This window comes from Longimicrobium sp., from assembly GCF_048594345.1.
Lineage (GTDB): Bacteria > Gemmatimonadota > Gemmatimonadetes > Longimicrobiales > Longimicrobiaceae > Longimicrobium.
This window is the reverse complement of the sequence record NZ_JBMDXM010000246.1, coordinates 50,536-62,463: the sequence shown is the minus strand read 5'-3', so window position 1 is coordinate 62,463 and position 11,928 is coordinate 50,536. Positions and strand designations below refer to the sequence as shown.

General features: G+C 69.6%; 10 protein-coding genes. 4 read left to right on the top strand and 6 right to left on the bottom strand.

Annotation, left to right across the window (positions count from 1 at the left end; genetic code table 11):
* Positions 1 to 560 precede the first annotated feature (560 nt).
* Positions 561 to 1,271, bottom strand: a complete 711-nt coding sequence (locus tag ACOJUJ_RS26110) for a hypothetical protein (RefSeq protein WP_420129867.1) — start codon at positions 1,269 to 1,271, stop codon at positions 561 to 563.
* 400 nt (positions 1,272 to 1,671) lie between these two features.
* Here ACOJUJ_RS26110 and ACOJUJ_RS26105 point away from each other — a divergent pair, with 400 nt between their 5' ends.
* From ACOJUJ_RS26105 to ACOJUJ_RS26090, 4 genes are all read left to right on the top strand, one after another.
* Positions 1,672 to 2,892 (top strand): glycosyltransferase, encoded by a 1,221-nt coding sequence (locus ACOJUJ_RS26105; protein ID WP_420129866.1) that lies wholly within the window; start codon positions 1,672 to 1,674, stop codon positions 2,890 to 2,892.
* On the top strand, positions 2,893 to 4,038 hold the full coding sequence (glf, locus tag ACOJUJ_RS26100) for a UDP-galactopyranose mutase (protein ID WP_420129865.1): 1,146 nt from the start codon (positions 2,893 to 2,895) through the stop codon (positions 4,036 to 4,038).
* Entirely contained in the window at positions 3,995 to 6,244 is a 2,250-nt protein-coding gene (locus tag ACOJUJ_RS26095) for a sugar nucleotide-binding protein (RefSeq protein ID WP_420129864.1), read from the top strand. Before glf ends, ACOJUJ_RS26095 begins: the two co-directional genes overlap by 44 nt.
* Before the next feature lie 370 nt (positions 6,245 to 6,614).
* A complete protein-coding gene (locus ACOJUJ_RS26090) occupies positions 6,615 to 6,980 on the top strand; it encodes a hypothetical protein (protein WP_420129863.1) in 366 nt (121 codons plus the stop codon).
* 81 nt (positions 6,981 to 7,061) lie between these two features.
* On the opposite strand, the gene ACOJUJ_RS26085 is transcribed toward ACOJUJ_RS26090, so the two are convergent.
* From ACOJUJ_RS26085 to ACOJUJ_RS26065, 5 genes are all read right to left on the bottom strand, one after another.
* Positions 7,062 to 7,631 (bottom strand): outer membrane beta-barrel protein, encoded by a 570-nt coding sequence (locus ACOJUJ_RS26085; protein ID WP_420129862.1) that lies wholly within the window; start codon positions 7,629 to 7,631, stop codon positions 7,062 to 7,064.
* Positions 7,632 to 8,103: 472 nt separating this feature from the next.
* Positions 8,104 to 8,991 carry a glycosyl hydrolase gene (locus ACOJUJ_RS26080; protein WP_420129861.1) on the bottom strand — a complete coding sequence of 296 codons (888 nt, stop codon included), beginning with the start codon at positions 8,989 to 8,991 and terminating at the stop codon, positions 8,104 to 8,106.
* Positions 8,988 to 9,782, bottom strand: a complete 795-nt coding sequence (locus ACOJUJ_RS26075; RefSeq protein WP_420129860.1) for a TIGR04290 family methyltransferase — start codon at positions 9,780 to 9,782, stop codon at positions 8,988 to 8,990. Before ACOJUJ_RS26075 ends, ACOJUJ_RS26080 begins: the two co-directional genes overlap by 4 nt.
* A gap of 38 nt (positions 9,783 to 9,820) precedes the next feature.
* On the bottom strand, positions 9,821 to 10,633 hold the full coding sequence (locus ACOJUJ_RS26070; RefSeq protein WP_420129859.1) for a nucleotidyltransferase family protein: 813 nt from the start codon (positions 10,631 to 10,633) through the stop codon (positions 9,821 to 9,823).
* 4 nt (positions 10,634 to 10,637) lie between these two features.
* Positions 10,638 to 11,771, bottom strand: a complete 1,134-nt coding sequence (locus ACOJUJ_RS26065) for a CgeB family protein (RefSeq protein ID WP_420129858.1) — start codon at positions 11,769 to 11,771, stop codon at positions 10,638 to 10,640.
* Positions 11,772 to 11,928: the final 157 nt, after the last annotated feature.

Sequence of the window (11,928 nt, the reverse complement as noted above, 5' to 3'; positions counted from 1 at the left end):
GCCACGCCGCGCTCGTCGTCAGCACCGAGCATCGAACTGGCGCCGGCGGGGTGCCCCTCCCCCGGCCCCTCCCCGTTCGGTCCTCACGGAGAGGGGAGAACTTCAGTGATCGACGACCAGCATCACACTGCGTCCGCGGGCGCCCCCCCTCTCCCGGCCTCTCCCCCCCGAACTGCAGGGGGGAGAGGAGAAATTCGATCGCGCTGCGGAAGGATCGGGACAGATCCCCGATCGTGGCTCGACGAAAGGCATCGAACTGCGTCCGCAGGCGTCCCCCCCCCCTCTCCCGGCCTCTCCCCCCCGAACTGCAGGGGGGAGAGGAGAACTTCGATCCCGCTTCGACGGTGGTCGGGCGCACCAACCTCCCCCGGCAGTTTCGGGGAGGTGGGCCGGTGGTGCCGGCCCGGAGGGGGCCTGCGCCGAAGCCTCCGCAGCGCCTCGATCCCTGCCCTACCTCAACCTCCCCCAGTCTTTTTTGGGGGAGGTGGGCGAGTGGTGCGAGCCCGGTGGGGGCGCCCCGCGGACGCAGCTCAATCTGTCCGCTGCGCGAGAGACGCCGCTTACCCGAAGTGGCGGTTGAAGTCGTCGCTCACCTGGCGCAGAAGGCGCTCGATGGCGTCGCGCGACTGCGGAAAAAAGAGGGTGTCGGAGAGGGAGTTGAGCGCGCCGCGCACGTCCTGAAAGCGGTCCGCGGCGCCCAGCAGCACCTCGCCCAGGCCGTGGCGCAGGGCCAGGTCGCTGCCCGCGGCCATGCGAAAGCCCGCCGCACCCAGCGCGTCGTAGTACGAAAGCGGCGGCGCGCCGCGGCGCTGCACGCGGTGGGTGATGTAGTCGGGAAACACGCCGCCCAGCCAGAGGGCAAAGTTGCCCAGGTGCACGCGCAGCAGAAACTCGCGCTCGCCGCGGGCGCGCTCCAGCGCGGCCAGGATGTCGGCCAGGTAAACGAACGGCTCGCCCTGCCCGCCGTCCACGCGGTGCGCGCGCCCCGCCACGGCAAAGTCCAGCAGCACGGCGGCCGTGTAATCCGCCAGCCGCCGGTCGTGGATTTCGCGCTGCATGAGCGCGTGGCGCACCATCACGTAGAACACCAGCGGCGCCGGCGCCATGCTGATTCCCTCGCCGCGCGCCAGCGCCCGCAGTACGGCGGTGTCGTCCAGCAGCGCGTCCAGCCCCTGCTCGCGCAGCCTCTCCTCGCCCCCGGGCCCGACCACCGCCAGCAGCATCTCCGCCTCGCGCCTGCCGAACGACGCCCTCACGTTTGGCTTGATCATGTGGATTCTCTCCGCAAACCGGGTTTGGGTCTGCAAGGTACTACCGGGCCGCACCACCCCGGGGTTCCATCCCCCAGAGGCCCGGGTCAAAACTTCGTGCAACCGAAATGCCGGAACTTCTGGCGCCGCCGGGCGGAGACGAAGGAGAGGAAATCGTCACCGTTCGAGAGTTTGTACAAAGTTTGAGGCGACGACTGGGTTTTCGCGAACGGATCAGGATCGGATTACGCCAGCGTACGTACACTCTGTGCACTCAGACGGCGGGAATCCGCGCAACACGTAGATTCGTGTTTCTTTCGAGGCACGCACTTTGCCCACCTGCTGTTTGCCCGGGAACGCCAGCAGAAGGCCATTTTCTGCGTTGCTCCCGCCTGATTCCATCCCGAAGCCGGTTTCCTCCATGCCTGAGCCCATCCCGGGCGCACGCGGTTCCGACCGCGCGCGCAAGCCCGACCTTCTGTGTTTTTCGCACCTGCGCTGGAACTTTGTCTACCAGCGCCCGCAGCACCTGATGAGCCGCTTTGCCCGTGACCGGCGCGTGTTCTACTGGGAAGAGCCCGTGCACCACGACGCGGGTCCGTGGCTGCAGGTTACCCACGGCGACGACGGGGTGACGGTCATCGTCCCGCACCTGCCCAGCCTGGACGCCGCGGAGGCCGAGCCGGCGCTGCGGCGTCTGCTGGACGGGTGGATGGAGGAAACGGGGATCGGCCGGTTCGTGGCGTGGTTCTACACGCCCATGGCGCTGGGGTGGGCCGGGCACCTGGACCCGCTGGCGACCGTCTACGACTGCATGGACGAGCTTTCCGCCTTTCGCTTTGCCCCCGCGGAGCTGCTGGAGCGCGAGGCGCAGCTCATGTTTCGCGCGGACCTGGTGTTCACCGGCGGCTCCAGCCTGTACGAGGCGCGGCGGGACCGGCACCCCTCGGTGCACCTGTTCCCCAGCAGCATCGACGCGGATCACTTCGCCGCCGCGCGCGAGCCGCGGGAAGACCCGGCGGACCAGGCCGGCATCCCGCACCCGCGCATCGGCTTTTTTGGCGTGCTGGACGAGCGGTTCGACGCGGCGCTGGTGCGCGCGCTGGCCGCGGCGCGCCCGGAGTGGCACATCGTGCTGATCGGCCCCGTGTGCAAGGTAGACCCGGCCGACCTGCCCCACGGTGACAATCTGCACTACCTGGGGCCCAAATCCTACGCCGATCTTCCGGCCTACATCGCCGGGTGGGACGTGGCCGCACTCTTTTTCGCGATGAACGAGTCCACCCGCTTCATCAGCCCCACCAAGACGCCGGAGTACCTGGCCGCCGGCAAGCGCACCGTGTCGTCGCCGGTGCGCGACGTGGTGCGCGCCTGGGGCGACGGACTGGTGGCCATCGCAGCCACGCCGGAGGAGTGGGTGGATGCCGTCGTGGCGGCGCTGGCGGACGAGGGGCGGGCGGAGTGGCTGGACCGGGTGGATGCGCGGCTGGCGCGCTCGTCGTGGGAAAGCACCTGGGCGGGGATGGACGCGCTGATCGACCGCGCGGCGGAGGGACGGCTGGCCACGCGGACGGAGACGCGCGCGATGGAGACGGAACGCGCCACGGAGCGCGACGGATTTGCCGCCGCGGCGGGGGACTGAATGTTCGACTACCTGATCGTGGGGGCCGGGTTCGCGGGAAGCGTGCTGGCGGAGCGGCTGGCGGCGGACGCGGGAAAAAAGGTGCTGGTGGTCGACAAACGGCCCCACATCGCCGGCAACGCGTACGACGAGTACAACGACGACGGCGTCCTGGTTCACCGCTACGGGCCCCACATCTTTCACACCAACTCGCGCGAGGTGTGGGACTACCTGGGCCGCTTTACGGAATGGCGCCCGTACGAGCACCGTGTGCGCGCCAGCGTGGACGGGATGCTGCTCCCCATCCCCATCAACCTGGACACCATCAACCAGCTGTACGGCCTTTCGCTGACCTCCATGCAGGTGGAGGACTTCTTTCACTCCGTGGCCGAGCCGCGCGAGGTGGTGCGGACGTCGGAAGACGCGGTGGTCGGGCGCGTGGGGCGCGAGCTGTACGACAAGTTCTTTCGCAACTACACGCGCAAGCAGTGGGGGATGGACGCGTCGGAGCTGGACGCCGCGGTGGCCGCGCGGGTGCCCGCGCGCACCAGCCGCGACGACCGGTACTTTACCGACACGTACCAGGCCATGCCGCTGCACGGCTATACGCGCATGTTCCAGAACCTGCTGGCGCACCCCAACATCAAGGTGATGCTGAACACCGACTACCGCGAGGTGGAGGGGCTGATCCCCTACCGCGAGGTGGTGTTCACGGGGCCGGTGGACGAGTACTTCAACTTTCAGTACGGCAAGCTTCCGTACCGCTCGCTGCGGTTCAAGCACGAGACGGTGGCGCGCGAAGTGTTTCAGCCCGCGCCGGTGGTGAACTACCCCAACGAGCACCCGTACACGCGCATCACCGAGTTCAAGTACCTCACCGGCCAGGAGCACCCCAGGACCAGCGTGGTCTACGAGTATCCCTGTGACGACGGCGACCCGTACTACCCCGTCCCCCGGCCGGAGAACGCGGAGCTGTACCGAAAGTACAAGGCGCTGGCCGACGAGGCGGAGGGCGTGTGGTTCGTGGGCCGGCTGGCGACGTACAAGTACTACAACATGGACCAGGTGGTGGCGCAGGCGCTTTCGACGTACCGCAAGATCATGGGCCTCAAGGCGGCATCCAATGGGCGAAGCAGGGTTCCGGCCACGGAGCTTGCGGCGACCTGAGCTGTGGGCCGGCGTGGAGTGCACCCGCAACCGCGTCGGCGACCGCTACCTCGACCAGCTGGATCGCGGCGGCCACGCCACCCGCACGGATGACCTGGACCGCTTTGCCGCGCTGGGGGTCCGAACCCTGCGCTACCCCTTTCTCTGGGAGCGCATCGCCCCGGACGGGCCGGAGCGGGCCGACTGGACGTGGGCGGACGAGCGGATGCAGCGGCTGGGCGAGCTGGGGATGGCGCCGATCGCCGGGCTGGTGCACCACGGCAGCGGCCCGCCCGCCGCGCCGGTGGGGAGCGGCCGCTTCGCCGAAGGTCTCGCGGCGTACGCGGGCGCCTTCGCGCGGCGCTATCCGGCCGTGCGCGACTACACGCCGGTCAACGAGCCGCTGACGACGGCGCGGTTCACGGGCCTCTACGGCCTGTGGCACCCGCACGGCCGCGACGAGCCCACCTTTGTCCGCCTGCTTTTCGAGCAGCTGCGCGGCGTCGTCCTATCCATGCGCGCCATCCGCGAGGTAAATCCCGACGCGCGGCTGGTGCAGACGGAGGACCTAGGAAAGACGCACGCCACGCGCAGCCTGGCGTACCAGGCACGCTTCGAGAACGAGCGCCGCTGGCTTACCTGGGACCTGCTCTGCGGGCGGGTGGATGCGGACCATCCCCTCTGGCCGGACCTGATTCGCTGGGGCGCGGACGAGCGCGAGCTGGCCTTCTTCCGCGAGAACCCCATCCCGCCGGACGTCATCGGCATCAACCACTACCTGACCAGCGAACGCTTTCTGGACACGCGCGTGCGCCGCTACCTGCCCCGGCAGCGGGGCGGCAACGCCTTTCAGCGCTACGCGGACGTGGAGGCGGTCTACGTGCGCCGCGGCGGCCTGGCGGGTCCGCGCCGGCTGCTGGCGGAGGCGTGGCGCCGCTACGGCCTGCCGCTGGCGGTGACGGAGGTGCACCTGGACAGCACCCGCGAAGAGCAGCTGCGCTGGCTGGCGGAGGTGTGGGAGGCGGCGGAGGGACTGGCGGCGCGCGGCGTGGACGTGCGGGCGGTGACGGTGTGGGCGCTGCTGGGCTCGTTCGACTGGAACTCGCTGCTTACCCGCGAGGAAGGATACTACGAGCCCGGCCCCTTTGACCTGCGCGCACCGCAGCCGCGGCCCACGGCGCTCGCCTCCCTGGCGCGGCGGCTGGCGACCGGGATCGGCGAGGCGCACCCGGTGCTGGACGGGCCCGGCTGGTGGCACCGGCCGGAGCGGCTCGCCTACCCGCCTTCCGGCCGCGCCCAGCCGCGCCGCGCGCAGGGCCCGGAGCCGCGCGTGCTGGCCATCACCGGCGCCACGGGCACGCTGGGGCGCGCGTTTGCCCGCGTCTGCGCGGCGCGCGGCATTGCGCACCGCCTGCTTGCGCGCGGGGAGATGGACATCGCGGACCCACGCTCCGTGCGCGCGGCGCTGGACGCCATCCGCCCCTGGGCCGTGGTGAACACCGCCGGCTACGTGCGCGTGGACGAGGCCGAGGCCGAGCCGGACCGCTGCCTGCGCGAGAACGCGGAGGGCGCGGCGACGCTGGCCATCGAGTGTGCCGCGCGCGGGCTGCCGCTGGTCACCTTCTCCTCGGACCTGGTGTTCGATGGATCGCAATCGACGCCGTATGTGGAGAGCGATCCCGTCGCGCCGCGGAACGCGTACGGGCGCAGCAAGGCAGAGGCGGAGGCGCGGGTCCGGGATGCGCATCCCGCCGCGCTGATCGTGCGGACCAGCGCGTTCTTCGGCCCGTGGGACGCGCACAACTTTGTGACCGTGGCGCTGCGGGAGCTGGCCGCCGGCCGTCCGTTCGCCGCCGCGGACGACGCGACGGTGTCGCCCACGTACGTGCCAGACCTGGCCAACGCCTGCCTGGACCTGCTGATCGATGGGGAGCGGGGGATCTGGCACCTGGCCACGCCGGGCGCCATCACCTGGGCGGAGCTGGCGCGGCGGGCGGCGGATCTGGCGGGGGTGGATGCACGGACGCTGGAGCCGCGGCCCACGCGCGACTTCGGCTTTCCCGCGCCGCGGCCGCTGTACACCGTGCTGGGGAGCGAGCGCGGCTGGCCCCTGGCACCGCTGGACGACGCCCTCGGCCGCTTTGTGCGGGAGTGGCGGGGGAGCGCGGCGGGGGCGGGAACGCGGGGGCGCGCCGGCCGGCGGCGCACGGCGGCGCTCGCAGGGTGATTGCCAAACCCAGCTCAGAACATTGATTTCCTGAGGGAGCGCGACACGGAACGTGAATATTCACAAATACTTGCGCACGACTGAAGGATCTCGTCTGCCTGACTGAGGAACTTGAACGGCTCCCGGGGGCTGGGCCTTGCGCGACCCGACAAAGATCCTTCAGTCGCGCGCAAGCATTTGTGGTCATGAAGGTTAGGGGTGTGCGCTCCCTCAGGATGACAGCGGGCCTCGGAGGGGACCAGGTAGGGTTTGGCAACACCCTCGCTTGCGAGGTGATTGCGCGGCGGCGGCGCAACGCCGACTTTCACACCGTGCACGCAAGACCGTCCGCCGATCCGCATCGTTCCGCCCCCTGCCCGGAGCCCTGTCCATGAAGCGAATCCTCGCCGCCGCGCTGGTGCTGGTTGCCGCCGCCTGCGCCCCCGCCAACCCCACGCCGCGCGCGGTGAACCCCGTAGGCGTGTTTGAGTTCACCACGAACGTGAGCGGCAGCGAGGTCACGGGCGCCGTGGAGGTCACCGGCCAGGCCGGCGCGTACGGTGGCCGCGTCCGCACCAGCATTACCCCCGACATGCCCATCACCGGCGTGGTGGTGACGGGGCAGGAGATGGTGGTGTCCGGCAGCGCGCCGCAGGGCCCGCTGACCATCAACATGACCTTTACGGGCGATACCTTTACCGGCACCTGGACGTTGGGTGGCGACGGCGGCGACCTGACCGGCCGCCGCACGCCGTAGCGTTCCGAAGGATGGATGGCGAGCGGCCCCGATGCCTTTACCGCATCGGGGCCGCTTTCTGTCTCCGTTGGTGACCCCCGGTCAAAACGAGTAGTAGAAGGTGAGTCCGCTGGTGAAGGTGCCCACCTCCCATCCTTCCACGTCGGCGACGAAGGGGTTGCCGCCCGCGTCAAACTGGGTGCGCTCGCCGTTCTGCATGGCCACCCGCACGCCCGTATGGCCGCCGATGCGGACCCGCGCCGCGGGCGTCCACTCCAATCCCAGCCCCAGGTGGGTGCCGAACAACGTGGTGGCGGTCTCGAAGCTCGACGTGTAGTCGACCTTTTGCGAGGTGAAGTACAGGCTGCCGAACGCGTAGGGCTGAAGGTTGTTACGCGAGGCGCCAAACCGCTTGACGGCGGGTTCGATGGTGAAGGTCGTGGCATCCTGCTCGTCCCCACCGCCGTCCGTCTCGGTGTGCGAGCGCGATCCGCCAACTTCCAGGCCCAGCTCCGTGCGGGGGCTCAAGCGATACCACACCCCGATCGCGCCATCGCCAAACGGGCGCAGCGACAGCGAGGCGGGCCGCGCCTCCGCATCGTCCTGGGCGTGGGCTGCGCGCGGCGCGAGCACGGCGGTGCAGAGCATTGCCAGGCAGACGAGTCGTTTCATCGGTTTTCGCGAGTTGAGGTATGATCGGGTTCTTCCGTGATCGACCCAACCATCGTACGCGCGACGTTCGTTTGCTGCCAGACGTTTCGCGGCGCGCTCACGCGGCCTTAACGAATCGCAAACATGGAGCAAATAAATGGAGCCGCCGGAGATGAATCCGGGGGCTCATTGGGACGTCGACGTGCCGAGAAAGTGTTTGACATGCCACCACGTTGACTTCCTGAGCCTGAGGGAGGCGCCGCTCCGGAAACTGCTTTCGCGTAAAGGGTGGGCGCCGACCGAAGGATCTCGTCTGCCCTACGGTCCGGCGTGAACGGCTCCCCAAGGCTGGCCCTCGCGCGACCCGACAAAGATCCTTCGGTCGCGCGCAAGCATGGGTGGTGATGAACGTTGCGGGTGTGCGCTCCCTCAGGATGACAGTGGGCGACGGGGGGAGCAGCGCTCCCTCGGGAGATCGGCTTCGAAGAAGATCTCACCCCGCGTAGCGGCGGACCATGCGGGCGCAGAAATCGACGAACTCGCCGGGGTCCTGCGGGGGGCTGGTGTAGTGTGGCACCACGCCCCGGTGCTCGGGGGTAAAGCAGAAGGTCACCGTCACCTCGAACTCCTCCAGCGCGCGCATCTGCTTGTCGAACCACGCTTCGCAGCCGTCGCGGTGGTCGTCGCTCCAGCTAAGGCCCGTCCGCAGCTTCTTTACCCCCAGCTCGCGCAGCCAGCGCACGGCATCGTCCAGACGGTGGTCCTGGTAGTGGAACCACTGGCAGATCCCCATCTCGCCGCCCAGCGCCGCGAAGTCGCGCACGGCGGGCTTGGGCGTGCCGTCCTCGCGGATCAGCCCCATGTGAAAGTGGCGAAAGTACGACGAGCCCTCGCGCTGCTTGTGGCGCGTGGTGGCCTCCCACTGCTGCGGCAGGTCGAACAGGCTGTACCAGTGAATGCGCTCCGCCCGTCCGCGCAGCACCTGGGCCGTGCGCCGCAGCCCCTCCGCCTGCACCGCGTCGCCCGCGAAGGTGCTGATCCCCACCTCCGTCACCCACACGGGAAGGTGCGTCACCCGGCGGACGGATTCCAGCTTCTCGGGCCAGTCCTCGATGCTCCACAGGTTCCAGTCCAGCGGAAAGCCGTGGACGGCGACCACGTCCATCTGGTCCAGCACCCCCTGACCCGCCATGTGCGCCAGAAAGCGGGGGTCGATGGGGGAAAGTCCGCCCAGCACGCGCTTGACCGATGCGTTCTCCGCGCGCACCGCCTGCCCCGTGGCGCGCGCCATCGCGGCAAAGGTGTGCCACCCCTGATCGATGCCAAAGTCCCAGTGCGACGTGTTGTTGGGCTCGTTCCAGACCATCACCGCTTCGATCACTGGCCGCCGCCTCCCCGTGACGGGTAGACCGCGCGCGGCTCGCCGTCCGTAATGCGGCCGCGGCGGCACAGGTACACCTCCTGCTCCGCGTGCTGCACGATCTCAAAGCCGGCGCTGCGCAGCATGGCCTCGGTGCCGGCCGCGTTGGGCACCCACCAGTTGGTGGGATCGTTGCAGTAGCGGTGCTCGATAAAGGCCATCCTGGGGTAGCCGGGGCTGTCGAAGTGGTCCTGCTGCCAGAAGTCGTAGTCCTCGCGCACCGGGTCTACCTCCACCGATCCGCGCTGCATGGACTGGAACAGCATCAGGTCGCCCACCACGTGCTCGTACAGCAGGTCCAGCGCGAGCAGCGGGTGCCGCAGGTGGTACAGCACGCCCATGAAGATCACAAAGTCGAACGTCTCGCCCAGCTGCGCCACGTCGTACACCGACAGCTTGCGGAACTCGATGTCCATCCCCTCGATCCCCGCCGCGTAGCGGGCCTGGTTGAGGTACAGGTCCTCGCTGTCGATGCCCACCACCCGCGCCGCGCCCCGCCGCTTCATCTCCATGCTGTAGAAGCCGGCGTTGCAGCCGATGTCCAGCACCGACTTGCCCGTAAGGTCCTGGGGCACCGCGTGCGCAAAGTTTACCCACTTGATGGACGGATAGTCGCCCAGAAAGTGGTCGGGCGCGGTGCGCACGCCGCGCAGGTTCAGGTTGTGGAACCAGGGGCCCAGTTCGCGAACGCGGCGCTCGATGTCGTCCGCGGAGCCGTTCGCCGCCGCCTGGGCGGGTTGGGGCGAGATCAATGGAGTTCTCCGGATCTTGTTCTCGGGATGGTAGCCGGTCAGGTCAGCGCCACGCCGCCTGCCGATGGACCGGGCGCCCACGATGCGCTGGCCGCCGCCAGTGGGCTGGGCCCGCCCTCGATCGCGGGGCGCTCCGCCAGCACGGAAATGGCCTCGCGGTAGCCGTGCAGCGTCCCCACGTCCACGTACGCCTCGCCCGCACGCACGCCCCGCGCCTCGCCGCCGCGCGCCAGCCAGGCGTTCACCAGCGTGCCGATGTACTCGTCCTGCCGGCCGCGCTCCAGCCACAAGTCGTGCAGCTCGCCCAGCGTCCAGCCGGGAAGCTTGAAGGCGCCCCACACCCAGTGCGTGGCCGCGCCCGGCTGCTTGACCTGGATCTCGCGCACGCGCCCCTCGTCGTCCGTCACCACCGCGTCAAAAAACTCGGGACGCTCCACCGGAAAAAGGAGAAAGCTGAGGATGCCGTCCTGCAGCGCGCGCAGCCCGTCGTCGGGAAACCAGACCGTGTCGGGCAGCCCCACCAGCACGTCTTCCGCCGGCGGCACCAGGGGGAGGACGCGGAAAATGGAATCGCACAGCCCCGCGGGCCTGGGCTGCACCGCGTAGCACACGCTGGCCGCGCCAAATCCGCCCCCGTAGTACTGCACGATGTCGTGCTTTCCGGGGGAGATGACGAAGCAGATCTTGTCCGCGCCGCCGCGGATCATCCGCTCCACCAGGTACTCGCTCACCGCCTTGGGCCGCTCTACCCCGTCATCGTCCATGCGGCTGCCGACGGGAAGCAGCTCCTTGCTGAAGGCGAGCGGCTGAATGCGGCTGCCCGCCCCCGCCGCCGGTACAATTCCCCACATCGGCTCAGCCCTCCACCACGGTGCCCTGCGCCCGCCACTCCGTCTCAGGCGAATCCGCCGCCCCCTCCGCCGCGCCGAACGCCGCGTCCAGCAGCGACTCCAGCTCCGCCGCGCGCCGGGCGGAGGTGTGCTCGTCCAGCGTCCGCTCCCGCGCGCGCCGCGCCATGGCGTCCCGCTCCACGCCACCCATCCGCATGGCCGCCACCACGTCATCCGTATCGCGCGCGATCACGATCTCCGCACCCGGCGCAAAGAACGCGTCCAGCCCCTCCCACGCGTCGCTGATCACGGGGCAGCCGCACGCCGCCGCCTCGAACAGCCGGCCGCTGGGGCACCATCCCATCTCCGCCATCGCGCGGCGGGTGACGTTCAGCGTCCACCGCGACGAGCTGAAGAAGGCGGGGTGCTGCTCCGGCGGCAGGTGCTTGCGAAACCACACGTTGTCCGCCCAGGGAAACGCCTGCGGATACTGCGCGCCCCCGATCAGAAAGCGCTGCTCCGGCAGCCCGTGCGCGGCCTGGATGAACAGCCGCTCCAGCGCCGCCTGCCGGTCTTCGGCGTAGGTGCCCAGGTACGAAAGGTCCGCGCGGTAGCTCTCGTCCGGCGCCACGGGGCGATGGACGTCGGGGTCCACGTGCCCGTACAGCGGCGCCACCCGCCGCGCCCCCAGCCGCGTTTGCAGCTGCCGCAGCGCCTCGCCGCCGGTGTAGGAAAGGACCAGGTCAAAGTCCGCCAGCCCGCGCGGCGGCAGGTAGGCGACCTCCCTGCCGCTGCTGAGCGCGTCCAGCGTAACGGGCGTGTCCAGGTCGTAGAACACGCGTACCGCCGCGGGCGACTGCAGCACCAGCTCCGCCGCCGCCACCCCGTCCGCCTGGTACGAGGTGACCATGGCCACGTCCGCGTCCGCCAGGTGCGCGCGGGCGGCGGGGAGGTTCAGCTCCCAGTCGGGGTACAGGACCAGCGTGCCGCCGGGAAGCGCGTGCAGGTCGCGGTTCATCGCGTAATACGGCACGTCGCGCTCAAAAAAGACGACGTGGTGCCCGCGCGCGGCGAGCGCCTTGAGCAGCCCGCGCCAGAGCGTGGCGTGGCCGTTTCCCCACGACGAGCTGACCGTCAGCCCGAAGATGACCAGCTTCATGCGGTGCGAACCAGTGGGCGGGAGGACTGCGATTTCCGCCCGCTGCTCTCGCAAGGAGCGCACCGTAAGTGCATACAGTGCACGATCTTCATCTACAAGGCTCCGCAACGCGTTGCACCCGCTTTCGTTGCGGATTCAGGCCCTGAAAAAGAGGATG

Excerpts from the sequence above, each read along its gene's own strand:
- ACOJUJ_RS26110 (WP_420129867.1), bottom strand. The coding sequence starts at position 1,271 with ATGATCAAGCCAAACGTGAGGGCGTCGTTCGGCAGGCGCGAGGCGGAG.
- ACOJUJ_RS26065 (WP_420129858.1), bottom strand. The coding sequence starts at position 11,771 with ATGAAGCTGGTCATCTTCGGGCTGACGGTCAGCTCGTCGTGGGGAAAC.
- ACOJUJ_RS26085 (WP_420129862.1), bottom strand. The coding sequence starts at position 7,631 with ATGAAACGACTCGTCTGCCTGGCAATGCTCTGCACCGCCGTGCTCGCG.
- ACOJUJ_RS26105 (WP_420129866.1), top strand. The coding sequence starts at position 1,672 with ATGCCTGAGCCCATCCCGGGCGCACGCGGTTCCGACCGCGCGCGCAAG.
- ACOJUJ_RS26095 (WP_420129864.1), top strand. The coding sequence starts at position 3,995 with ATGGGCGAAGCAGGGTTCCGGCCACGGAGCTTGCGGCGACCTGAGCTG.
- ACOJUJ_RS26070 (WP_420129859.1), bottom strand. The coding sequence starts at position 10,633 with ATGTGGGGAATTGTACCGGCGGCGGGGGCGGGCAGCCGCATTCAGCCG.
- ACOJUJ_RS26090 (WP_420129863.1), top strand. The coding sequence starts at position 6,615 with ATGAAGCGAATCCTCGCCGCCGCGCTGGTGCTGGTTGCCGCCGCCTGC.
- glf (WP_420129865.1), top strand. The coding sequence starts at position 2,893 with ATGTTCGACTACCTGATCGTGGGGGCCGGGTTCGCGGGAAGCGTGCTG.